This window comes from Mesonia algae, assembly GCF_003253545.1.
GTDB classification, from domain to species: Bacteria; Bacteroidota; Bacteroidia; order Flavobacteriales; family Flavobacteriaceae; genus Mesonia; species Mesonia algae.
The window spans coordinates 43,704-66,876 of the sequence record NZ_QKYV01000008.1 but is presented as its reverse complement, the minus strand read 5'-3'; the positions used below and the strand labels follow the sequence as shown (position 1 = coordinate 66,876).

34 protein-coding genes are annotated in these 23,173 nt (G+C 35.0%); 31 read left to right on the top strand and 3 right to left on the bottom strand.

Annotated features, from left to right (window positions below; all coding sequences use genetic code 11):
• Positions 1-9: 9 nt before the first annotated feature.
• The 3 genes from LX95_RS13020 to LX95_RS13010 form a co-directional block, all read right to left on the bottom strand.
• Positions 10-1,506: a SusD/RagB family nutrient-binding outer membrane lipoprotein gene (locus tag LX95_RS13020; protein ID WP_111541900.1), complete on the bottom strand. Its 1,497-nt coding sequence runs from the start codon at positions 1,504-1,506 to the stop codon at positions 10-12.
• Between the two features lie 17 nt (positions 1,507-1,523).
• On the bottom strand, positions 1,524-4,604 hold the full coding sequence (locus LX95_RS13015) for a SusC/RagA family TonB-linked outer membrane protein (protein ID WP_111541899.1): 3,081 nt from the start codon (positions 4,602-4,604) through the stop codon (positions 1,524-1,526).
• Between the two features lie 119 nt (positions 4,605-4,723).
• Positions 4,724-6,340, bottom strand: coding sequence for a POTRA domain-containing protein (locus LX95_RS13010; protein ID WP_170116619.1), 1,617 nt, complete (start codon positions 6,338-6,340; stop codon positions 4,724-4,726).
• A gap of 246 nt (positions 6,341-6,586) precedes the next feature.
• Between LX95_RS13010 and rpsL the strand changes: the two genes are divergently transcribed.
• The 31 genes from rpsL (at position 6,587) to LX95_RS12855 (ending at position 23,117) form a co-directional block, all read left to right on the top strand.
• The gene (rpsL, locus tag LX95_RS13005) at positions 6,587-6,961 is read left to right on the top strand and encodes a 30S ribosomal protein S12 (RefSeq protein WP_010230128.1); all 375 of its coding nucleotides are present in this window, start codon (positions 6,587-6,589) and stop codon (positions 6,959-6,961) included.
• 23 nt (positions 6,962-6,984) lie between these two features.
• Complete coding sequence (rpsG, locus tag LX95_RS13000) at positions 6,985-7,461, top strand: 30S ribosomal protein S7 (RefSeq protein WP_111541897.1); 477 nt, start codon at positions 6,985-6,987, stop codon at positions 7,459-7,461.
• Positions 7,462-7,466: 5 nt separating this feature from the next.
• Complete coding sequence (gene fusA / locus LX95_RS12995; RefSeq protein ID WP_111541896.1) at positions 7,467-9,575, top strand: elongation factor G; 2,109 nt, start codon at positions 7,467-7,469, stop codon at positions 9,573-9,575.
• 11 nt (positions 9,576-9,586) lie between these two features.
• On the top strand, positions 9,587-9,892 hold the full coding sequence (gene rpsJ / locus LX95_RS12990; RefSeq protein WP_111541895.1) for a 30S ribosomal protein S10: 306 nt from the start codon (positions 9,587-9,589) through the stop codon (positions 9,890-9,892).
• 139 nt (positions 9,893-10,031) lie between these two features.
• Positions 10,032-10,649 carry a 50S ribosomal protein L3 gene (gene rplC, locus LX95_RS12985; protein ID WP_111541894.1) on the top strand — a complete coding sequence of 206 codons (618 nt, stop codon included), beginning with the start codon at positions 10,032-10,034 and terminating at the stop codon, positions 10,647-10,649.
• Positions 10,649-11,278, top strand: coding sequence for a 50S ribosomal protein L4 (rplD, locus tag LX95_RS12980; protein WP_111541893.1), 630 nt, complete (start codon positions 10,649-10,651; stop codon positions 11,276-11,278). The genes rplC and rplD overlap by 1 nt, the downstream gene beginning before the upstream one ends.
• 5 nt (positions 11,279-11,283) lie before the next feature.
• The gene (gene rplW, locus LX95_RS12975) at positions 11,284-11,574 is read left to right on the top strand and encodes a 50S ribosomal protein L23 (RefSeq protein ID WP_111541892.1); all 291 of its coding nucleotides are present in this window, start codon (positions 11,284-11,286) and stop codon (positions 11,572-11,574) included.
• 10 nt (positions 11,575-11,584) lie between these two features.
• Positions 11,585-12,412 (top strand): 50S ribosomal protein L2, encoded by an 828-nt coding sequence (gene rplB / locus LX95_RS12970; RefSeq protein ID WP_111541891.1) that lies wholly within the window; start codon positions 11,585-11,587, stop codon positions 12,410-12,412.
• Between the two features lie 6 nt (positions 12,413-12,418).
• Positions 12,419-12,697, top strand: a complete 279-nt coding sequence (gene rpsS / locus LX95_RS12965; protein ID WP_111541890.1) for a 30S ribosomal protein S19 — start codon at positions 12,419-12,421, stop codon at positions 12,695-12,697.
• Between the two features lie 8 nt (positions 12,698-12,705).
• Entirely contained in the window at positions 12,706-13,113 is a 408-nt protein-coding gene (rplV, locus tag LX95_RS12960) for a 50S ribosomal protein L22 (RefSeq protein ID WP_111541889.1), read from the top strand.
• Positions 13,114-13,121: 8 nt separating this feature from the next.
• Positions 13,122-13,841 (top strand): 30S ribosomal protein S3, encoded by a 720-nt coding sequence (gene rpsC / locus LX95_RS12955; protein WP_111541888.1) that lies wholly within the window; start codon positions 13,122-13,124, stop codon positions 13,839-13,841.
• An 18-nt stretch (positions 13,842-13,859) separates the two neighbouring features.
• Positions 13,860-14,279 (top strand): 50S ribosomal protein L16, encoded by a 420-nt coding sequence (gene rplP / locus LX95_RS12950; RefSeq protein ID WP_111541887.1) that lies wholly within the window; start codon positions 13,860-13,862, stop codon positions 14,277-14,279.
• A gap of 10 nt (positions 14,280-14,289) precedes the next feature.
• Positions 14,290-14,481, top strand: coding sequence for a 50S ribosomal protein L29 (gene rpmC / locus LX95_RS12945; protein WP_111541886.1), 192 nt, complete (start codon positions 14,290-14,292; stop codon positions 14,479-14,481).
• A gap of 15 nt (positions 14,482-14,496) precedes the next feature.
• Entirely contained in the window at positions 14,497-14,754 is a 258-nt protein-coding gene (rpsQ, locus tag LX95_RS12940) for a 30S ribosomal protein S17 (RefSeq protein WP_111541885.1), read from the top strand.
• Positions 14,755-14,756: 2 nt separating this feature from the next.
• Positions 14,757-15,125 carry a 50S ribosomal protein L14 gene (gene rplN / locus LX95_RS12935; protein ID WP_111541884.1) on the top strand — a complete coding sequence of 123 codons (369 nt, stop codon included), beginning with the start codon at positions 14,757-14,759 and terminating at the stop codon, positions 15,123-15,125.
• Between the two features lie 10 nt (positions 15,126-15,135).
• On the top strand, positions 15,136-15,447 hold the full coding sequence (gene rplX, locus LX95_RS12930; protein WP_111541883.1) for a 50S ribosomal protein L24: 312 nt from the start codon (positions 15,136-15,138) through the stop codon (positions 15,445-15,447).
• A 2-nt stretch (positions 15,448-15,449) separates the two neighbouring features.
• Positions 15,450-16,001, top strand: a complete 552-nt coding sequence (rplE, locus tag LX95_RS12925; RefSeq protein ID WP_111541882.1) for a 50S ribosomal protein L5 — start codon at positions 15,450-15,452, stop codon at positions 15,999-16,001.
• A gap of 2 nt (positions 16,002-16,003) precedes the next feature.
• Positions 16,004-16,273: a 30S ribosomal protein S14 gene (rpsN, locus tag LX95_RS12920; RefSeq protein WP_111541881.1), complete on the top strand. Its 270-nt coding sequence runs from the start codon at positions 16,004-16,006 to the stop codon at positions 16,271-16,273.
• Between the two features lie 56 nt (positions 16,274-16,329).
• The gene (gene rpsH, locus LX95_RS12915; protein WP_111541880.1) at positions 16,330-16,728 is read left to right on the top strand and encodes a 30S ribosomal protein S8; all 399 of its coding nucleotides are present in this window, start codon (positions 16,330-16,332) and stop codon (positions 16,726-16,728) included.
• A gap of 19 nt (positions 16,729-16,747) precedes the next feature.
• Positions 16,748-17,290, top strand: a complete 543-nt coding sequence (gene rplF, locus LX95_RS12910; RefSeq protein WP_111541879.1) for a 50S ribosomal protein L6 — start codon at positions 16,748-16,750, stop codon at positions 17,288-17,290.
• 10 nt (positions 17,291-17,300) lie between these two features.
• Positions 17,301-17,654, top strand: coding sequence for a 50S ribosomal protein L18 (gene rplR, locus LX95_RS12905; RefSeq protein ID WP_111541878.1), 354 nt, complete (start codon positions 17,301-17,303; stop codon positions 17,652-17,654).
• A gap of 5 nt (positions 17,655-17,659) precedes the next feature.
• Positions 17,660-18,184: a 30S ribosomal protein S5 gene (rpsE, locus tag LX95_RS12900; protein ID WP_111541877.1), complete on the top strand. Its 525-nt coding sequence runs from the start codon at positions 17,660-17,662 to the stop codon at positions 18,182-18,184.
• A gap of 12 nt (positions 18,185-18,196) precedes the next feature.
• Complete coding sequence (gene rpmD / locus LX95_RS12895; protein WP_111541876.1) at positions 18,197-18,379, top strand: 50S ribosomal protein L30; 183 nt, start codon at positions 18,197-18,199, stop codon at positions 18,377-18,379.
• Positions 18,380-18,387: 8 nt separating this feature from the next.
• Positions 18,388-18,840: a 50S ribosomal protein L15 gene (gene rplO, locus LX95_RS12890; protein ID WP_111541875.1), complete on the top strand. Its 453-nt coding sequence runs from the start codon at positions 18,388-18,390 to the stop codon at positions 18,838-18,840.
• A gap of 10 nt (positions 18,841-18,850) precedes the next feature.
• Positions 18,851-20,188, top strand: a complete 1,338-nt coding sequence (gene secY / locus LX95_RS12885; protein ID WP_111541874.1) for a preprotein translocase subunit SecY — start codon at positions 18,851-18,853, stop codon at positions 20,186-20,188.
• 2 nt (positions 20,189-20,190) lie between these two features.
• On the top strand, positions 20,191-20,406 hold the full coding sequence (gene infA / locus LX95_RS12880) for a translation initiation factor IF-1 (protein ID WP_068589225.1): 216 nt from the start codon (positions 20,191-20,193) through the stop codon (positions 20,404-20,406).
• Between the two features lie 111 nt (positions 20,407-20,517).
• The gene (gene ykgO, locus LX95_RS12875) at positions 20,518-20,634 is read left to right on the top strand and encodes a type B 50S ribosomal protein L36 (RefSeq protein ID WP_010519235.1); all 117 of its coding nucleotides are present in this window, start codon (positions 20,518-20,520) and stop codon (positions 20,632-20,634) included.
• Between the two features lie 2 nt (positions 20,635-20,636).
• Positions 20,637-21,011 (top strand): 30S ribosomal protein S13, encoded by a 375-nt coding sequence (rpsM, locus tag LX95_RS12870; RefSeq protein ID WP_111541873.1) that lies wholly within the window; start codon positions 20,637-20,639, stop codon positions 21,009-21,011.
• Positions 21,012-21,020: 9 nt separating this feature from the next.
• Positions 21,021-21,404: a 30S ribosomal protein S11 gene (gene rpsK / locus LX95_RS12865; RefSeq protein ID WP_111541872.1), complete on the top strand. Its 384-nt coding sequence runs from the start codon at positions 21,021-21,023 to the stop codon at positions 21,402-21,404.
• 92 nt (positions 21,405-21,496) lie between these two features.
• The gene (gene rpsD / locus LX95_RS12860; protein ID WP_111541871.1) at positions 21,497-22,102 is read left to right on the top strand and encodes a 30S ribosomal protein S4; all 606 of its coding nucleotides are present in this window, start codon (positions 21,497-21,499) and stop codon (positions 22,100-22,102) included.
• Between the two features lie 22 nt (positions 22,103-22,124).
• Positions 22,125-23,117: a DNA-directed RNA polymerase subunit alpha gene (locus LX95_RS12855; protein ID WP_111541870.1), complete on the top strand. Its 993-nt coding sequence runs from the start codon at positions 22,125-22,127 to the stop codon at positions 23,115-23,117.
• Positions 23,118-23,173: the final 56 nt, after the last annotated feature.

Sequence of the window (23,173 nt, the reverse complement as noted above, 5' to 3'; positions counted from 1 at the left end):
TATTTTTTTTTAGTTTTCTGGATCCCAAAAGATAAATTCATTGAAAGCACTTTGCTGTGTTTGCGAAGGTACATTTGCTGAATTTGCTACGAGCTCAGATGTTGGATATAATAATTTGTTTGGTCTCTTCGTGTTAGAAGCAGTTAATGCTAATGGAATTTCAGGATACCCAGTTCTTGTATAATCTATCCAAGATTCTAAAGCATTAATACCATTTGTTGCAATCCATTTTTGTGTCATAATTGCTTCAATTTTATTTGCAGATCCACCCCAGCTAATTTCATCAACTCCTTGAGAAATCGTTAGGTAAGTACTAGGATCTAAGTCATAATACTCGAATGAAGAAGTTACTCCCGCATTAAACAAAGATTCAGCATCTCCAGATAAATAACCTCTAAAAGCAGCTTCAGCCTGTAAGAAATAACTAGTTGAAGCTAATAAGATTACACCATCTTGAGCATCTGATCTAAGTAGACCAGGACCAATAGCTGAAATAGTTTCAGGAGCATTTGAATCATCTGCACCTTGTAAAACACCAACTACACTACCACCAATTGGAGCATATATTTGGCTCAATCTAGGATCTGCAACTCCTGTAAGAGTACCATTCATAAAGTTTACTGCGTAATCTCCAGCTCTTCTAAATCTATTTGTTTGAGTCTCAGCTCCTTCTACATTAAAATGCTGTGCGTAAAAAGGATTTTGTCTATCATTATCTTGAGCATAACCAGGATTAATAGTTACATCTGAAGTTACAAAATCAGCACCTTGTAAAGAGATAAACTGCTCATTTAAGAACTGAGCTAATTCTCCGTCAGTTTCAGCCTTAGAAGACATTCTAATAAGCATTTTAAGTTTTACTGTATTAGCAAATGTAATCCAATTTGTCATGATGCCATTGTATACCACATCTTCAGATCCTACTAAAACAGTTTCACTAGTAGCGTTGTTTATCAACTCGACACCTTCGTCAATTTCTTCAATTAAACTGAAGTACACATCTTTTTGATCATCATATTTAGGACTCAAATTATCTGTACGCTGGAAAGCTTCAGAATAAGGAACATCACCGTAAACATCTACTAAATATTGGTAGTAGTATACTTTCATGATTTTTGCAATCCCTTTATGATTCTCATAGTTTTCAAAATCTGAGTTGATAATTTCTTGGAAATTACCGATTCTGTTAAATAAACCATTCCAGATACCACTATAAAAGTCAGTAGTAAGCGTTAGAGCATACTCTTCAGAATATCCTCCAGCGAAAGCATTTACATTAGTTCCCCAGTTGTACATATATACATTTCCTAACTGGTTCATTGTGGTTACTTGCGTACCATAAGCGCTTGTTTGAGCTGCCGCTAAAATATTAGTAGGACTAACATTCTCAGCAAAAGGATCGTTAGGTGAATCATTAACATCTAGCCAATCATTGGTACAGCTTGTTATTGCCGCAGCACCTATTGCAACTAGAGCAATTTTTTTAATATTAAATATTTTTCTCATGTTTTATTTTTTTTTGTTTAGAAAGATAAGTTTAATGTGAAACCTAAAGATCTAGTTACAGGGTATTGTGATACCGCTGCGATACCTTGATCGTTACCAGTTGTATTAGATGTTTCAGGATCATTATAACCTCTATTTTCTTTAGGAAGAACAGTTAAAATGTTTCTAGCAACTAAACCTAAACTTACAGCTTGAAAGCTAGTGCTTTCTAATAATTTGCTTGGTAATGAATAGCTTAATGCAAGCTCTCTTAATTTAAATGCAGTAGCATCTAAAACGAAGTTTTCATTAACAGAATAGTATTGATCTTGGAAATAACTTAAATAGTTAGCATATGTAGTTCCACCCGTAAGTACACTAGTGTTTGGAGTGAAAGAACCATCAGGATTTTCAATTACAGAGTTAGGATATATAAACCCTCTACGACCATTTTGAGCAGACTCGATTAAGTGACCACTCCAAGATAACCAAGATTTAGCTCCAGAGAAGAACTGGTGACCTGTTCTATAGTCCATTGTTGCAGATAATCTTAATCCTTTATATTCAAATGAAGTGTTTAAACCAAGAATATAATCTGGATTAGAAGTCCCTAAATTTTTCAATTCAGAATCAACTACAGGAACTCCTGTTGCAGGATTGATAACAACTCTACCTTCAGGATCTCTTTGGTAACCAGAACCTTTAATAGTAGGGAAGTTTTCACCTTCAATAGCGAAAATTCCTATTCCACCACCACCTGAACTGTATTGTGCTAATGCAACTTCACTTGCAGTTTCACTAACTTTAATTACTTCAGTTTCATTTGTAGAATATGATAATCTTGCATTCCATCTAAAATTTTCTGTTTTAATAGGTGTAAATCCTAAGTCAACCTCAAAACCTTTAGTCTCAGTTTCTCCTAAATTTTGTCTAGAATTTAAGATTCCAGAAGCAGAAGATGAACTGGCTGTAACAATTTGATTTTCGTTTTTAGACATAAAAGCAGATCCATCTAACGTAATTCTATCATTAAAGAAACCTAAGTTTAAGTTAATCTCTGTAGAGTTTAAGAATTCGTTCTCTAAATTAGGATCAGCTACTGTTACTGATGGTAAGAAAGAGTTTAATCCTCCATATGGGTAACCAGCAGGTTGTACATAAATATCGTTAATATCATAAGCGCTAACAACTGCGTTACCAACTCTTGCAAAACCTCCAGAGATTTTCGCATAATTTAAGATATCCCCTTTAAGACTTGGAATAGCTTTAGTTAAAATTAAAGATAAACCAGCACTTGGGTAAAAGAAACTATTGTTATCTTGTGATAATACAGAAGTTTTGTCATTACGTCCAGTAACATCAAAAAATACAAAGTCTTTGTATCCTAATGTTGCTTTTCCAAAATAAGAATATGTTCTAGATCTTGTGTATCCATTAGATACAGTAGGTGTTCCTTCGATGTTATCTGCATTATAGAAACCAGGAAGGGTAGTAGGAGTACCTCCAACAGCTGTAGTTGTGAAAAGGTTATCTCTAAGGTTGTTCCCAAGATCTACCTTTAAATTTAAATCATCATTAAGCATATAGTCGAAACTAATAATTAAATCTGAGTAGAAATTTCTTAAAGCCGTGTTATTAGTAGAAAATTGAGATTGAGTAGTGAAATCTCCACCACCAATATTTTCTGTATCAATATAACCATTTACGTAAGATCTACTATTAGTTTGTCTAGTTCTTATGTTAGCTGTATATCTTGCAGAGATATTGTCGTTAAATTGAAATCCAATATTAGCAATACCAGTAAAGATATCGTATCTAGAAGTATTTCTTTCGTTTTCTCTAATCCAATTTGGGTTTCTGTAATAAGAAGTCCAGTGATCTTGTAAATTAGAACTAGTAAATTCTCCTACAGGAATTGTAGTAGCAGTTTGTAATAAATCTTCATATAAACCACCATTTGTAGTTTCGGTTTTGCTAGTAATATAAGTAGCATTACCAGATAGACTCCATTTCCCGAACTCTTTACCAGCTTTAAAGTTGATAGATGTTCTATCAGCGATATCGTCTTCAACAACAAATTCTTGATCTACTTTACCTGCAGATAAAAATGCATAACCATCTTTAGCAGTACCTCCAGAAACAGTTACTGTATTTTGGAAAGATGTCCCCGTTTTAAAGAAATCTTTTAAGTTATCAGCATCTGCTTTGTAAGGGAAATATCTATAAGTACCATCTTCTTGTGGTAAACCTACAGGAACCATAGGGTTTGTTCCATCAATTTCTGGACCCCAAGCACCATTTTCATAAGATACTTGCTCACCATTCCAACCTTGACCATAACGAGTCTGTCTTTGTGGTAAATAAGCTACATCTTCAAAAGTTGTAGTCGAAGCGAAGTCAACTTTTAATTTACCGCCATCACCAGTACCTTGCTTAGTAGTAATAGATATTACACCATTTGCACCTTGAGAACCGTAAAGAGCGGCACCATTCGCACCTTTAATAACGTTAATAGATTCAATAACGTTAGGGTCTAAAGCAGTAAAAACTTGAGAAGTAGATATAACTCCGTCAATTACAATTAATGCTTCGTTGTTTCCTGTTAAAGATCTGTTACCTCTAAGTACGATTCTTGTGTTTTGTTCAACACCACTGTTTGTAGTGTTAATTTGTAAACCAGAAACCTTACCTGCAAGACCAACCACTGCATTAGGGTTGTTTGCCTGTGTAAGTTCTTCTGAGCTTACCACTTGGTTAGCACTTACAAGCTCGTCTACTTTTCTTTTTGTACCAAGTACATTAATTACAACATCGTCAAGCGTATTACCTGCTTTCATTGTAACGTCGTAAGAACTTGCAGCTCCAACAGGGACTTCTTGAGATTCGAAACCTATATAGCTAAATACCAAAACATCACCTTGGGAAGCTTGTAAGTTATAATCTCCGTCAAAACCTGTTTGAGTTCCTGAGGAAGTTCCTTTAATAATAATGTTAACTCCTGGTAATGGTAGTCCTTGATCATCGGACACCACACCGGAAATTGTTTTTTCTTGTGCAAACGTAAGTTGCACGACAAACGCTAGTAGTAGCGTTAAAATTCCACTAAACTTTGTTCTCATTTTTATAATTTATTTGAATTAGCCAAAGCCAAAAATCTTAATAAAAACTTAATTACACAACTATTTTCCTTTAAAATTTAGTTTTTGTTTGTGATATATCTAATATTTCTACCTAAATGTTAAAAGGTTGCTGATAGTTGAAGGTGAACTTTGGTGTTGTTGAAGTCAAAATTTTGGTCACTTGTTTTTCCGTTGGCAAACATAAGTCTCAAATTTCCTACTTTGGTTTGGAGTCCTAATCCAAAACCTAAACTTATAAGGTTTTCGGCATTTTGTATTTCAGGGGTTTCAAGGTAGGTGATGTCTGTAATGGTGTGAGCGTAAATTGCTAGAGATAAAAGGTATTGATATTCTAGTTGGAATGAGCTGTAGAGGTTAGAGTTGATACTGTTTTCTTCAAATCCTCTTATGGTATTAATTCCGCCAAGACGGGGGAGTTCATTATTTAGATAGTTGTCAGAATTTAAAAACGAAGAGCTGTTTCTGATAAAAATTGCATTCCGGTTATTAATTAAGTATTGGTAATTAGCTTCGATTTTGTAGAGTTGTTGTGGTTCTTTTTTTATTTCTGTTTTTCGATGACCGATTCCAATTTCGGTTTTTAAAAAAGAATTCCTTTTAAAAAAGAAAGTTCTGTATCGTTTGAAAAATATATCTCCTCCTAGTAAAAGTCTTTTGCTTTCAAAATCCTCATTCGTAGAAATAATGTTTTCGTTTTGTAGGTTGTTTGAAATTTCAGAATAATAACCGGTATTTATTTTAATGTTAGGGTTAAGTTGGTAATTTGCTTTTACGCTTTGTATGGTGTTTGTGTAAGTGGAGTCTCTTTTAAAGAGGTTTAAATTTAATTCAATGCCTAATGGAGTGTTAAATAAATACGGGACCTCTAGCTTTGCGTCAAATTCTAATTGTTGCTCTCCGTCATTTCTGTATAAAATGTTCAGTTTTTCTCCGCTATTAAAATTATTCTCTAACTGAAGATTTAAATATCCGTTAAATTCAAGATTGTTGGTTTCTTCATTAGTTGCAAAACCAATATATCCATCAAAATTGTTGCTGTTTCTCTTTTTTAAATATAAAAAAACAGTGGTAGAGTCTTTTTGAAATAATACCTCGGGTTTTCTGGTGGATTCGCTAAAGCTTAAATTTTCGATACGTTCAACTTTTTCGTTTATAAGTTGTTTGTTGAAAATTTGTCCCTCTTTTAAATTTAAATAATGACGAATGTAGCTTTTTGGAAATTTATCATATCCTCTAATTTCGATATGGGTTATGTTGCGAGTGTTAGATTCATTTCCGGTTAACTTTCCGATAAGAGAATCATTTTTTTTTGAAATTTCAGAAATCTCAGAATAGGTAAAAGGTTTTCCTTGATTGGCTAAAAAATTATTTATTTCGTAGAGTTTGTTTTCTAGGTTTTCTAAATCTATTCTAGTTTGGTTGTTTTTGTTGATTACATTAAATAATTTGTCTTTTGCTTCTTTTGAGAAAGTGTCTGGGATTTCTATATAAATAGAGTTGTATTTTTTATTCAACGAAACCTTGTAGCTGTAGCTTTGTTTTTTTTCTAGATTAATCTTTCTTGAGATTTCTGCATCGATATAACCGCGCTTATATAGTTGATATTTAAAATTCGCTAAGGAGTTTTTTATAGAAATTACGTTGGGATGGTCTTTTTTGTAATTAATGTTATTTATGATAGTCTCTTCATCTTCGCTTTCGCTGAAAAATAGCAATGAAAGCTCTTGGCTGTTACAAAAACTATAGCTAAAAAAAATGAATATATAAATAATATGTCTTGACCTCAAGGATTGTTTTTTAGGATAACGAAGATAAAAAGAAAATAGCGTACATTTTTCTAGGAATTGAAATCTTACTGAAAATTAATCATTTATAATTTGAATACTTCAAATTAATTTCTACATTTGCAAACCCTAAAAATAGGGGAAATATTTTTTAACATAATTAGTGTAGAAGAAATTATGCCAACAATTTCACAATTAGTACGAAAAGGAAGAGCCAAAATAACTAAGAAGAGTAAATCGGCTGCTTTAGATTCGTGTCCACAAAGACGTGGGGTTTGTACGCGTGTTTATACCACTACGCCAAAGAAACCTAACTCGGCTATGCGTAAAGTAGCAAGGGTAAGGTTGACAAATGGTAAAGAGGTGAACGCATATATCCCAGGTGAGGGTCACAATCTACAGGAGCACTCGATAGTATTAGTTAGAGGTGGAAGGGTAAAAGATTTACCAGGTGTTAGATATCATATCGTTCGTGGAGCTTTAGATACCGCAGGTGTTGAAGGTAGAACGCAAAGAAGATCTAAGTACGGTGCAAAACGCCCTAAGAAGTAATTAACAACTTTTAAAGAGAAGACATGAGAAAAAGACAGGCAAAAAAGAGACCTCTTTTACCAGATCCAAAATTCAATGATCAGTTAGTGACGCGTTTCGTTAACATGATGATGTGGGATGGTAAAAAATCAGTTGCTTTTAAGATTTTCTATGATGCGATTGCTATTGTAGAAGAGAAAAATCAAGACGAAGAAAAAACTGCTTTAGAGTTGTGGAAAGATGCTTTATCAAACGTTATGCCTCACGTAGAAGTGAGAAGTAGACGTGTTGGTGGTGCAACCTTTCAGATCCCGATGCAGATTAGGCCAGACCGTAAAGTTTCTACTGCGATGAAGTGGTTAATTTCTTTCGCGCGTAAGCGTAATGAGAAAGGAATGGCTGCAAAGTTAGCTGCTGAAGTTTTAGCTGCTGCTAAAGAAGAAGGTGCTGCGGTTAAGAAAAGAGTAGATACGCACAGAATGGCGGAAGCAAATAAAGCATTCTCACACTTTAGATTCTAGATAAAATGGCACAAAGAGATTTAAAATATACAAGAAATATTGGTATTGCGGCGCATATTGATGCGGGAAAAACTACAACTACCGAGCGTATTCTTTACTATACAGGTATTAGTCATAAGATAGGGGAGGTTCATGATGGAGCTGCTACTATGGACTGGATGGAGCAAGAGCAAGAAAGAGGTATTACAATTACTTCTGCTGCTACGCACTGTACTTGGATGTATCGTGATACAGAGTTTACTGTAAACATTATTGATACTCCTGGACACGTTGATTTTACCGTAGAGGTAGAGCGTTCTTTGCGTGTATTGGATGGTGTTGTTGCCTTATTTAGTGCAGTTGATGGTGTTGAGCCTCAATCTGAAACAGTTTGGAGACAAGCCGATAAATATAGAGTTCCTAGATTAGGATTCGTAAATAAAATGGACCGTCAAGGTTCAGACTTCTTTAACGTGTGTAAGCAAGTTAGAGAAATGTTAGGGGGTAACCCTGTTCCATTGCAAGTGCCAATTGGTGAAGAAATGGATTTTAGAGGTGTGGTTGATTTGATTTCAAAAAAAGCAATTATTTGGAATGATGAGGATCACGGTATGACTTATGAGGAAGTTGAAATTCCTGCAGAGTTGATGGATGATGTAAATATGTACAGAACTCAGTTAGTTGAGGCTGTAGCAGAGTATGATGAGCAGTTGATGGAGAAGTTTTTCGAAGATGAAGACTCTATTACTGAAGATGAGATTATTGCAGCTTTAAGAGCGGCAACTATCGATATGTCTATTATCCCTATGATGTGTGGTTCTGCTTTCAAAAATAAAGGAGTTCAGGCTATGTTAGATGCAGTGATGCGTTACTTGCCATCTCCTGTAGATATTGAGGCAATTGAAGGAACTAACCCTGAGACAGGAGAAGAGGAATCTCGTAAGCCAAATGTTGATTCTCCATTTTCTGCATTAGCTTTTAAAATTGCAACCGATCCTTTCGTAGGTCGTTTAGCTTTCTTTAGAACTTACTCAGGTACTTTAGATGCTGGGTCATATGTTTTAAATAACAGATCTGGTAAAAAAGAAAGAATTTCAAGAATGTATCAAATGCACTCTAATAAGCAGGAGCCTATCGATAGAATCGAGGCTGGAGATATTGGAGCAGCTGTAGGTTTTAAAGATATTAAAACTGGTGATACGTTAACAGATTTAGATCACCCTATTGTTTTAGAATCAATGACTTTCCCAGCACCAGTAATTGGTATTGCGGTAGAGCCAAAAACTAAAGCAGATGTTGATAAAATGGGTATGGCTTTAGCTAAATTAGCTGAAGAAGATCCTACATTCGTTGTAAAAACAGACGAAGCTTCAGGTCAAACTATTATTTCTGGTATGGGAGAATTGCATATTGAGATTTTAGTAGATCGTTTAAAAAGAGAATTTAAAGTAGAGGTAAACGAAGGTGAGCCACAAGTAGAATATAAAGAAGCTGTAACTAGACCTGCAGAGCACAGAGAAGTTTATAAGAAACAATCTGGTGGTCGTGGTAAGTTCGCAGACATTGTATTTGAGATGGGGCCTATTGATAGTGATTTTGAAGGAACTGGTTTACAGTTTGTTGATGAAATTAAAGGAGGTCGTATTCCTAAAGAATTTATCCCTTCTGTGGAAAAAGGATTTACTCAAGCAATGAAAAACGGACCTTTAGCTGGATTCCAAATGGATTCTTTAAAGGTTGTTTTAAAAGATGGTTCTTTTCACCCTGTAGATTCTGATCAGTTATCATTCGAATTGGCAGCAAAAATGGGTTACAAAGCAGCAGCTAAGAAAGCTGGGGCTGTAATTCTTGAGCCAATTATGAAAAACGAAGTAGTTACTCCAGAAGAAAACATGGGGGATATCGTTGGTGACCTTAATAAAAGAAGAGGTCAAGTTAATGATATGTCAGACAGATCTGGTGCTAAAGTAATTAAAGCAGAAGTGCCATTATCAGAAATGTTTGGTTATGTAACTACGTTAAGAACTTTATCTTCAGGTAGAGCAACTTCTACAATGGAATTTTCTCACTATGCTGAAACTCCTTCAAATATTTCTGAAGAAGTAATTAAAGCAGCAAAAGGAGCTAACGACTAATATCAAGTAACATGAGTCAGAAAATCAGAATAAAATTAAAATCTTACGATTATAACTTGGTAGACAAATCTGCTGAGAAGATTGTAAAAACAGTAAAAACTACTGGTGCTGTAGTGACGGGTCCAATTCCGTTACCAACACACAAAAAAATATTTACCGTATTGCGTTCTCCTCACGTTAACAAAAAAGCGAGAGAGCAATTTCAACTTAGTTCTTACAAAAGACTATTAGATATTTATAGTTCTTCTTCAAAAACGATTGATGCGTTGATGAAATTAGAATTACCTAGTGGTGTTGAAGTAGAGATCAAAGTCTGATCGAATTAAGTTACTGAAATATTCAGTACAACATGTCCAGAGCTTCGTGCGAAGGAAAAACGGAAAAATACATTCAGGATTGGAAAGTATTTTCAATCCTGAATACTTTTAAATAAATAATTTAAATCAATTAATAATTATGTCTGGGTTAATAGGAAAAAAAATCGGCATGACCAGCATTTTTGACGAGAACGGGAAAAATATTCCTTGTACCGTTATTCAAGCTGGACCATGTGTAGTTACCCAAGTCAGAACCACAGAGGTTGACGGGTATGAAGCACTTCAACTTGGTTTCGATGACAAATCAGACAAAGCTGCTACAAAAGCTGCCCAAGGGCACTTTAAGAAAGCTGGTACTGTTGCTAAACGCAAAGTTGTCGAGTTCCAAGGATTTAAAAGTGAACACAAATTAGGTGACGAAGTCACTGTAGAGCATTTTGCTGAAGGAGAATTTGTTGATGTAGCAGGTACTTCTAAAGGAAAAGGTTTTCAAGGTGTTGTTAAAAGACACGGTTTTGGTGGTGTTGGTCAAGCAACTCACGGTCAACATAACCGTTTAAGAGCTCCAGGTTCTATTGGTGCTGCGTCATATCCTGCGAGAGTATTCAAAGGAATGCGTATGGCTGGAAGAATGGGAGGAGAAAAAGTGAAAGTACAAAATCTTAAAGTGTTAAAGGTTGTGACTGATAAGAATTTAATCATCGTTAAAGGATGTGTTCCAGGTCATAAAAACGCTTACGTAACTATTCAGAAGTAATGAAAGTAGCAGTTGTAGATATTAAAGGAAAAGAAACAGGTAGAGAGGCAAACCTTTCTGACGCTGTTTTTGGAATAGAGCCTAATGATCATGCTGTTTATTTAGATGTTAAGCAATACTTGGCTAATCAAAGACAAGGAACGCATAAAGCTAAAGAAAGAGCAGAAATTACTGGAAGTACTAGAAAGATTAAAAAGCAAAAGGGTACAGGTACCGCTAGAGCTGGTAGTATTAAATCTGGTATTTTTAAAGGTGGTGGACGTATGTTCGGACCAAGACCAAGAAATTACGGCTTTAAATTGAATAAGAACTTAAAGCGTTTAGCGCGTAAATCAGTTCTTAGTCAAAAAGCAAAAAACAACGAAATTGTTGTTGTTGAAGATTTTAATTTTGACGCTCCGAAAACCAAAAACTTAATTGAAGTTTTAAAGGGATTAGGTGCAGATAACAAAAAATCTCTTATAGTGTTGGGTGATTCAAATAAAAATGTATATTTGTCATCACGCAATTTAAAAACCTCTGAAGTTATAACTATCTCTGAATTAAGTACTTACAAAATACTTAATGCTAAGAAAGTTGTTCTTTTAGAAGGTGCGTTAGAAGGAATTGAAACGAATTTGAGTAAATAGACGTTATGAGTATCTTAATAAAACCTATTATTACTGAAAAAGCAACTAACGATAGTGAGTTAAACAATCGTTTTGCATTTGTTGTAAATAAGAAGGCGAACAAGATTGAAATTAAAGATGCAGTTGAGTCTGCTTATGGCGTTTCGGTTGAAAAAGTTCGCACAATTAATGTCCGTCCTAATCGCAAAACTCGTTATACAAAAACGGGAATTGTAACTGGTAAAACAAATGCTTATAAAAAAGCAATTGTACAGGTGGCGGAAGGAGAAACTATAGATTTATATACTAATCTTTAAGAATTAGAGAATGTCGGTTAGAAAGTTAAAACCAATCACTCCTGGTCAGCGTTTTAGAGTAGTTAATGGGTATGACGCCATTACTACTGATAAGCCGGAGAAGAGCTTACTTGCTCCGAACAAAAGATCTGGAGGTAGAAACAGTCAAGGAAAAATGACCATGCGCTATATTGGTGGTGGTCATAAAAAGCGTTATCGTGTGATCGATTTCAAGAGAGATAAGTCAGGTATTCCTGCTACTGTCGCTTCTATTGAATACGATCCAAATAGAACTGCTTTTATTGCGTTATTAAATTACCAAGATGGTGAGAAGCGTTACGTAATCGCTCAAAACGGTTTACAGGTAGGTCAAAATTTAGTTTCTGGAGCTTCAGATGTTGCTACAGAAATTGGAAATGCGATGCCTTTACGTCAAATACCATTAGGTACTATTATTTCTTGTATTGAGTTGCGTCCTGGGCAAGGAGCTGTAATGGCTAGAAGTGCAGGTGCTTTTGCTCAATTAATGGCGAGAGAGGGGAAATATGCTACAGTGAAACTTCCTTCTGGTGAAACTAGAATGATTTTAGCAGACTGTATGGCGACGATAGGAGCTGTTTCAAACAGTGATCATCAGTTGTTAGTGTCTGGTAAAGCTGGTAGAAGTAGATGGTTAGGAAGAAGGCCTAGAACAAGACCAGTAGTGATGAACCCGGTTGATCACCCAATGGGTGGTGGAGAAGGGCGTTCTTCTGGAGGTCATCCAAGATCTAGAAAAGGTCTTCCTGCTAAAGGTTTCAGAACTCGTTCTAAAACCAAGTCGAGTAATAAGTATATTGTAGAACGTAGAAAGAAATAATAAGATATGGCACGTTCATTAAAAAAAGGACCTTACGTTCACTATAAGTTAGAGAAGAAAGTTGCTCAAAATGTTGAGTCTGGAAAGAAAACCGTGATCAAGACTTGGTCTCGTGCTTCGATGATTACCCCAGATTTTGTAGGGCAAACTATAGGAGTTCATAATGGGAAGCAATTTGTTCCTGTATATGTAACTGAGAATATGGTAGGTCATAAATTAGGAGAATTTTCACCAACACGTTCTTATAGAGGACACGCAGGTGCGAAAAATAAAGGTAAAAAATAATTGAAGCTATGGGAGTTCGTAAAAGAGAAAGAGCAGAGCAAATAAAGGAAGCTAAAAAGCAGATAGCTTTTGCAAAACTAAATAACTGCCCTACTTCACCTAGAAAAATGCGTTTAGTTGCGGATTTAGTTAGAGGTGAAGGTGTAGAGAAAGCGCTTCAAATCTTAAAATTCAATTCTAAAGAAGCTTCTCGTAGATTAGAGAAACTTTTGTTGTCAGCTATAGCTAACTGGCAGTCAAAAAATGAAGATGCGAGTGTAGAAGAAGCAGAGTTGTTTGTAAAAGAAATTCGTGTGGATGGTGGAAGTATGTTAAAAAGACTTCGTCCAGCTCCGCAAGGAAGAGCACATAGAATAAGAAAAAGATCAAACCACGTTACATTAGTGTTGGGATCTAAAAATAATACACAAAGCTAAGAAGTAGTATGGGACAAAAAACAAATCCAATCGGAAATAGACTTGGTATCATTCGTGGATGGGAATCTAACTGGTACGGAGGAAATGACTACGGCGATAAATTAGCTGAAGACGATAAGATTAGAAAGTATATCCATGCTCGTCTTTCTAAAGCTAGTGTATCTAGAGTAATTATTGAGCGTACGCTTAAACTTGTAACCGTTACTATCACTACTGCTAGACCTGGTATCATTATCGGAAAAGGTGGTCAAGAGGTAGACAAGTTAAAAGAAGAGCTTAAGAAAATTACTGGGAAAGAGGTTCAGGTTAATATTTTTGAAATCAAAAGACCTGAATTAGATGCGCACCTAGTAGGAGCAAGTGTTGCAAGACAAATTGAGAATAGAATTTCTTATCGTCGTGCAATTAAGATGGCTATTGCTGCTGCAATGCGAATGAATGCTGAAGGGATTAAAATCCAAATTTCTGGTCGTTTAAACGGAGCAGAGATGGCACGTTCAGAAGCATACAAAGATGGTAGAATTCCTCTTTCTACATTTAGAGCCGATATTGACTATGCTTTAGTGGAAGCTCATACTACTTATGGTAGATTGGGTATTAAAGTATGGATCATGAAAGGTGAGGTTTACGGAAAAAGAGAGTTATCTCCACTTGTTGGATTGTCTAAGAAGCAAGGAGGAAAATCTGGATCTGGACGAGGTGGTAACAAGTCACGTCGTAGAAAGTAATTTTTTAAAGAACAAGAAATGTTACAGCCTAAAAGAACAAAATATCGTAAGCAACAAAAAGGTCGTATGAAGGGAAATGCCGGAAGAGGGCATAGACTTTCAAACGGTACTTTCGGAATCAAATCATTAGACTCTAATTTTGTTACTGCACGCCAAATTGAAGCAGCACGTATTGCAGCTACTCGTTACATGAAAAGGGAAGGGTCTCTATGGATCAAAATTTTCCCAGATAAGCCAATTACTAAAAAGCCTTTAGAGGTTCGTATGGGTAAAGGTAAAGGTAATGTTGAGTATTGGGCAGCAGTTGTTAAGCCGGGAAGAATTTTATTTGAAATTGGAGGGGTGCCTCAAGCAATCGCTAAAGAAGCATTGCGTTTAGCAGCTCAAAAATTACCGGTAAGAACAAAATTTATAATAGCTAGAGATTATCAAGAATAATTTTTGAATTATGAAACAATCAGAAGTAAAAGAATTATCTGTAGCTGAGTTGCAGGAACAAGTGGCTAACTCTAGACAATCTTATAGAGATTTAAAGATGGCTCACGCGATCACGCCTTTAGATAATCCAGCTCAGTTAAGAACTGTAAGAAGGACTATTGCGCGTTTGACTACAGAAATCACAAAAAGAGAATTACAATAATTCTGCTGAAGTAAGATGGAAAAAAGAAACTTAAGAAAAGAACGTATAGGTGTTGTTACTAGTAACAAAATGCAGAAATCTATTGTGGTTTCTGAGGTTAAAAAAATGAAACACCCAATGTATGGGAAGTTCGTTTTGAAGACTAAGAAATACGTAGCACACGACGAGAAAAATGACTGCAACGAAGGGGATACAGTTAGGATCATGGAAACAAGACCTATGAGTAAATCTAAATGTTGGAGATTGGTAGAAATAATTGAAAGAGCGAAGTAATTATGGTACAACAAGAGTCTAGATTAAGAGTAGCAGACAATACCGGCGCTAAAGAAGTTTTAGTAATTAGAGTATTGGGAGGTACAAAGAAGAGATATGCTTCTGTTGGTGACAAAGTAGTTGTCAGCGTAAAAGAAGCTACGCCTAATGGAAACATTAAGAAAGGTGCAGTTTCTACAGGGGTTGTTGTTCGTACTAAAAAAGAAGTGCGTCGTCCAGACGGATCTTATATCCGTTTTGATGATAACGCTTGTGTTTTATTGAACCCAACGGGTGAGATGAGAGGAACACGTGTATTTGGTCCTGTGGCCAGAGAACTTCGTGATAAGCAATTTATGAAGATTGTATCATTGGCACCTGAAGTGCTTTAATACAGAAAAAATGACAAAGCTTAAAATCAAATCAGGAGATACTGTTCGTGTAGTTGCTGGTGATCATAAAGGTCAAGAAGGTAAAGTACAGAAAGTATTAATTGAAAAAAATAAAGCAATTGTTGAAGGTGTGAATATGATCTCAAAACATGAGAAACCAAGCGCATCTAATCCGCAAGGAGGCATTGTGAAAAAAGAAGCACCTATCCATATATCAAACCTTTCTTTATTAGATAAAGATGGTAATGCTACGAGAGTAGGATATAAAATGGAAGGAGATAAAAAAGTGAGATTTTCTAAAAAATCTAATGAAGTAATTTAGTTATGAGTTACGTACCAAGACTTAAAGAAGAGTATAAAGACAAGGTCATTAAAGCTCTTACAGAAGAATTTAGTTACGAGAATGTAATGCAGGTTCCTAAACTTACTAAAATTGTTATTAGTAGAGGTGTAGGAGCAGCTGTTGCAGATAAAAAGCTAATTGATCATGCTGTAGATGAACTTTCTACAATTACAGGTCAAAAAGCGGTATCTACAATATCTAAAAAGGATGTTGCTTCATTTAAATTACGTAAAGGGATGCCAATTGGGGCAAAAGTTACGTTAAGAGGAGATCGCATGTATGAATTTTTAGATCGTTTAATCACGGCTTCACTTCCACGTGTACGTGATTTTAACGGAATAAAGGCTACTGGATTTGACGGAAGAGGAAATTATAACTTAGGAATTACTGAGCAAATAATTTTCCCAGAAATTAATATCGATAAAGTGAATAAAATCTCTGGTATGGATATTACTTTTGTAACGACTGCACCAACAGATAAAGAAGCAAAATCATTGTTAACTGAACTGGGATTACCTTTTAAAAAGAATTAATTATGGCTAAAGAATCAATGAAAGCCCGTGAGGTGAAGAGACAAAAAACGGTAAAAAAATATGCTGAAAAACGCGAAGCTTTAAAAGAAGCTGGTGATTATGAAGCGTTACAAAAGTTACCAAAAAATGCCTCTCCTGTACGTTTACACAACCGTTGTAAATTAACAGGTAGACCAAAGGGATATATGAGACAATTTGGTCTTTCTCGTGTAATGTTTAGAGAAATGGCTAATAAGGGATTAATTCCTGGTGTAAAAAAAGCCAGCTGGTAAAATTATAAATAGGTTGAAGGTTCTAAAATGAAAACCACAACCGTAAATTAAGATAGATGAATACAGATCCTATTGCAGATTATTTAACAAGAATTAGAAACGCTGTGGCTGCTAGTCATAGAGTTGTAGAAATTCCTGCTTCTAATTTAAAGAAGCAAATGACGAAGATATTATTCGATCAAGGATATATCCTTAGTTACAAATTTGAAGATGAAACCGCTCAAGGTACTATCAAAATAGCTCTTAAGTATGATAAAGAAACTAAAGAGTCTGTAATTAAGAAGTTACAAAGAATAAGTAAACCTGGATTGCGTAAATACGCAGGATCAGATGAGCTTCCTAGAATTTTGAATGGATTAGGTATTGCTATCATTTCTACTTCTCACGGAGTAATGACAGGTAAGCAAGCTAAGAAAGAAAAAGTTGGTGGTGAAGTACTTTGTTACGTTTACTAATATTTAAAAGACAAAAATTATGTCAAGAATAGGTAAAAGTCCAGTTTCAATTCCAGAAGGAGTTACGGTAAACGTAAATGATGGTGTTGTAACTGTAAAAGGAAAGTTAGGAGAGTTAAACCAAAGCTTTTCTGATATAGATATTAAAGTTGAAGAGAACGAAGTAATCTTAGAAAGATCTTCTGAAAAGAAGAATTTCAAAGCAAAGCATGGTCTTTATAGAGCTTTAATTCAAAATATGGTAAAAGGTGTTTCTGAAGGATTCACTAAGGAACTAGAATTGGTAGGGGTAGGATATAGAGCTTCTAACCAAGGACAAAAATTAGATTTAGCTGTTGGTTTTTCACATAATATTGTGATAGATTTAGCTCCAGAAGTAAAAGTGGAAACAATTACTGAAAAAGGTAAGAATCCAGTTATAAAATTAACTTCTTTTGACAAACAATTAGTTGGTCAGGTAGCAGCAAAAATTCGTTCTTTCCGTACGCCAGAACCTTACAAAGGAAAAGGTATCAAGTTTGTAGGAGAGCAAATTAGAAGAAAAGCAGGTAAATCAGCTTAATAGTGTAGTTATGGCATTTTCAAAAGAAAAGAGAAGAAATAAAATCAAAAGAAGAATCCGAAAAAACCTTTCGGGAACTGAGGCTAGACCAAGATTGTCTGTTTACAGAAGTAATAAAGAAATTTATGCTCAAGTAATCGATGATGTAAATGGTAAAACTATTGCAGCAGCTTCTTCAAGAGATAAAGGTGTTACAACAGAAGGTACTAAAAATGAAGTATCGCAAGCTGTTGGGAAATTAATTGCAGAAAAAGCAATTAAAGCTGGTGTAGAAACCATTACTTTCGATAGAGGTGGGTATTTATACCACGGTAGAGTTAAATCATTAGCAGAAGGTGCTCGCGAAGGAGGACTTAAATTCTAAAAGATATGTATCAAGATTATAAAAACGTAGAACTTGTTAAACCAAGTGGCTTAGATTTAAAAGATCGTTTAGTTGGAGTACAACGTGTTACTAAGGTAACAAAAGGTGGTAGAGCTTTTGGCTTTTCTGCAATTGTTGTTGTAGGTGATGAAAATGGTGTTGTAGGTCAAGGTTTAGGAAAGTCTAAAGAAGTAGCAGAAGCAATTGCTAAAGCAGTAGAAGATGCTAAAAAGAATTTAGTTCGTATTCCTTTAAATAAAGGAACACTTCCTCACGAGCAAAAAGGTAAATATGGTGGTGCTAGAGTTTTGTTACTTCCAGCAGCAACAGGTACCGGAGTAATTGCAGGTGGAGCTATACGTGCGGTATTAGAATCTGTAGGAGTACATGATGTACTTTCTAAGAATCAAGGTTCTTCTAACCCTCATAATGTTGTAAAAGCAACTTTTGATGCATTGCTTCAATTAAGAAGTGCAGAAACTGTAGCTAAGCAACGTGGGGTATCATTAGATAAGGTTTTTAACGGATAATTCAAGGATAAAATGGGAAAGATAAAAGTAACTAAAGTAAAAAGTGCTATTAATCGTACCAAGAATCAAAAGCTTACTTTAGAGGCTTTAGGTTTAAAGAAAATTGGACAAACTGTTGAGCATGACGATACAGCCAATATCCTTGGAATGATAAATAAAGTTAATCATTTAGTTTCTGTAGAAGAAGCAAAATAAACGAACAAATGGAATTAAATAACTTAAAACCTGCAAAAGGTTCAGTTCAAGGAAATAACAAACGAGTAGGTCGTGGTGAGGGTTCTGGTAAAGGAGGAACAGCTACGCGTGGTCACAAAGGGGCTAAATCTCGTTCTGGATATTCTAAGAAAATAGGTTTCGAAGGAGGGCAAATGCCACTTCAAAGAAGAGTTCCTAAATTTGGTTTTACTAACATTAATAGAAAAGAGTATCAAGGTGTGAATCTAGATACGCTTCAAAAGTTAGTAGATGATGGGAAAATTACAGATTCTATCGATATGGATACTCTTGTTGAAAACCGTTTAGCAAGAAAAAACGAGTTAGTTAAAATATTAGGTAGAGGAGAGCTTAAAGCGAAATTAAAAGTTTCTGCACACAAGTTCACAGCATCTGCTCAAAAAGCTATTGAGGCTGCAGGAGGAGAAGCTATAACCTTATAACAAGTTTAGAATGAAATTTTTTGAAACAATAAAAAATATTTGGAAGATAGAAGAGCTCAAAAATCGTATCATGATTACTTTTGGGCTTTTGCTTGTTTATCGTTTTGGTACACAAGTGGTTCTTCCCGGGATCGATGCGTCTCAATTAGCAGATTTAGCTAATCAAACTGATGGCGGTTTATTAGGATTACTTAATGCCTTTACAGGAGGAGCATTTTCTAATGCCTCCATTTTTGCGTTGGGGATTATGCCTTATATCTCTGCTTCAATTGTTGTGCAATTAATGGGAATAGCAGTTCCTTATTTGCAAAAGTTGCAAAAAGAAGGAGAAAGTGGTAGAAAGAAAATTAACCAAATTACAAGATGGCTTACCATTGCAATTACTTTGGTTCAAGGGCCTGGTTATATTTATAATCTGTTTGCTACTTTGCCAGATTCTGCGTTCTTATTAGGTGATTCTGTAAGTTTTGTTGTTTCGTCTGTTATCATCTTAACTACAGGATGTATTTTCGCAATGTGGTTAGGGGAACGTATTACAGATAAAGGTATTGGAAACGGTATTTCTTTATTAATTATGGTTGGTATTATTGCCACACTTCCTCAAGCTTTTTTACAAGAAATACAATCTCGTGTTACAGAGTCTAACGGTGGTTTAATTATGATCTTAATTGAATTGGCTATTTGGTTTGCTATTATCTTTGCTTCGGTAATGTTAGTAATGGCTGTAAGGCAAATACCAGTACAATATGCTCGTAGAAACGCTACTGGAGGATATGAAAAAAATATATTTGGTGGAGCTAGACAATTCATTCCATTAAAATTAAATGCATCAGGTGTAATGCCAATCATCTTTGCTCAGGCGATTATGTTTATCCCTGCTGCTGTAGCTGGTCTTTCAGATTCAGAAATGGCACAAGGTGTAACTGCTGCGTTTAATAATATTTTTGGATTTTGGTATAACTTAGTTTTTGCATTATTGATTATCATTTTTACATATTTCTATACTGCAATTACTGTTCCTACTAATAAAATGGCAGATGATTTAAAAAGAAGCGGAGGTTTCATTCCAGGGATAAGACCTGGTACTGAAACTGGTGAATATTTAGATCGCATTATGTCGCAAATTACTTTGCCTGGTTCTGTATTTTTAGCTCTAATAGCTATATTCCCAGCAATAGTTGTCTCTTTAGGGGTGCAGCAAGGTTGGGCTCTATTCTTCGGAGGAACGTCGTTATTAATTATGGTAGGTGTTGCGATAGATACCATTCAACAAGTAAACTCGTATTTGCTTAATAGGCATTATGATGGTTTAATGAAATCTGGAAAAAATAGAAAAGCAGTAGCTTAATTATGGCAAAACAACCAGCAATAGAACAAGACGGAAGCATTGTAGAAGCATTATCTAATGCAATGTTCCGTGTAGAACTAGAAAATGGTCACATTGTGACCGCTCATATCTCGGGAAAGATGCGTATGCACTACATTAAGTTGTTACCTGGAGATAAAGTAAAATTGGAAATGAGTCCTTACGATTTAACGAAGGCTCGAATAACCTATAGATACTAAATTTTCGATTTATCGATTATTAAATTTTTTTTTATTACTTTTGCGTGCTGAAAAAAATATTAGTAATCCTTTTAAAGTAAATTAATTACTAATCGGATAAAATCAAAAAAGATGAAAGTAAGAGCATCAATAAAGAAAAGAAGTGCCGACTGCAAGATTGTTCGCAGAAAAGGTAGACTTTACGTTATTAACAAAAAGAATCCTAGATTTAAACAAAGACAAGGCTAATTATGGCAAGAATAGCAGGGGTTGATATACCAAAACAAAAGCGAGGAGTTATAGCATTAACCTATATCTTCGGAATTGGCAAAAGCAGGGCTCAAGAAATCCTTAAGAATGCCAAAGTTGATGAGAGTACAAAAGTTTCAGATTGGTCTGATGATGAAATCGGAAGAATACGTGAAGCTGTTGGTAGTTACACAATTGAAGGAGAATTACGTTCTGAGGTTCAGTTAAGCATCAAGCGTTTGATGGATATCGGTTGTTATAGAGGGATTAGACATAGAGTAGGTTTGCCGCTTAGAGGTCAGCGTACTAAGAATAACTCTAGAACACGTAAAGGAAAAAGAAAAACAGTTGCAAACAAGAAAAAAGCAACTAAATAATAATTAACCATGGCAAAGTCAACAAATAAAAAACGTAAAGTAATCGTTGAGTCTTTTGGAGAAGCGCATATTACAGCTTCTTTCAATAATATCATCGTTTCTTTAACTAATAAAGGTGGTGATGTTATTTCTTGGTCTTCAGCAGGAAAAATGGGCTTTAGAGGAAGTAAGAAAAATACTCCTTACGCTGCTCAATTAGCTGCAGAAGATGCAACGAAAGTAGCGCAAGAAGCTGGACTTAGAAAAGTTAAAGTTTATGTGAAAGGACCTGGTAACGGTAGAGAATCTGCTATTAGATCTATTCACAATGCTGGAGTAGAAGTGACAGAGATTATCGATATCACTCCAATTCCACATAACGGATGTCGTCCTCCTAAGAGACGTAGAGTATAATTTTAAAAGTATAAACTAAGAAGGAGACTACGATTATCGAAGGATTAATATTAAGACCTTAATTCATAATCACCTTCTAAAAATTAAATTAAATGGCAAGATATACTGGTCCAAAAACTAAAATAGCACGTAAATTCGGAGAAGCTATTTTTGGAGATGATAAATCTTTTGAAAAAAGAAATTACCCTCCAGGTCAGCACGGTAACAACAGACGCCGTGGTAAAAAATCTGAATATGCTATCCAGTTAATGGAGAAGCAAAAAGCTAAATATACTTATGGTATATTAGAGCGTCAGTTTAGAAATATGTTTAAAAAAGCTACTAGCGCACAAGGTATTACCGGTGAGGTATTATTACAACTTTGTGAATCGCGTTTAGATAATGTAGTATTTAGAATGGGGGTTTCTCCATCTAGAAGTGGAGCAAGACAATTAGTTTCTCATAGGCATATTACTGTTAACGGTGAAATCGTTAACATTCCTTCTTACCAATTAAAGGCAGGTGATGTTGTAGGAGTAAGAGAGAAATCAAAATCTTTAACAGCTATTCAATCTTCATTAGAGAACTCTAGTGCAGTATATGAGTGGATTACTTGGAATACAGAAAAGAAAGAAGGTACTTATGTATCTATTCCTTCTAGAATTCAAATTCCAGAAAATATAAACGAACAATTTATCGTCGAATTATATTCGAAATAATTTAATTGACAGAACTCAAAATATGGCAATACTAAATTTTCAGAAGCCCGATAAAGTTATCATGATTGATTCAACCGAGTTTGAAGGCAAATTTGAATTTCGTCCTTTAGAACCGGGTTACGGATTAACTGTTGGTAACGCTTTAAGAAGAGTACTGTTATCCTCTCTTGAAGGATTCGCAATCACTTCAGTACGTGTAGAAGGAGTAGACCACGAGTTTTCTACTATTTCTGGCGTTGTAGAAGATGTTACAGAAATTATTTTGAATTTGAAGCAAGTTCGTTTCAAAAGACAAATAGAAGATATAGATAATGAAACGGTTACTATTTCATTATCAGGTAAAGATCAAGTTACTGCTGGTGATTTCCAAAAATTCATTTCTGGATTTCAAGTATTAAATCCAGATTTAGTAATTTGTAATTTAGAGAAAAGCGTAAATCTTAATATAGAACTTACTATCGATAAAGGTAGAGGTTATGTGCCTGCTGAAGAGAATAAAAAAGGTAATGCACCATTAGGAACTATTTATACTGACTCTATTTATACGCCTATAAAAAATGTTAAGTATAGCATTGAGAACTTTCGTGTAGAGCAAAAAACAGATTACGAAAAATTAGTTTTTGAAATCGTTACAGATGGATCTATTCATCCTAAAGATGCACTAACCGAAGCCGCTAAAATCTTAATACATCATTTTATGTTATTCTCTGATGAGAGAATTACGCTTGAAGCGGATGAAATTGCTCAAACTGAAACATATGATGAGGAATCTCTACATATGCGTCAATTACTTAAGACTAAATTAGTAGATTTAGACTTATCTGTAAGAGCTCTTAACTGTTTAAAAGCTGCTGAAGTAGATACCTTAGGAGACCTAGTTTCTTATAATAAAAATGATTTAATGAAATTCCGTAACTTCGGAAAGAAATCTTTAACAGAGCTAGAAGAACTAGTGAATGTAAAAGGATTAAACTTCGGAATGGATCTTTCAAAATACAAGTTAGATAAAGATTAATACGTCATATTTTGCTCCTCATCAATATGAGTTTGGTAGCAAGATGATGATTAAAT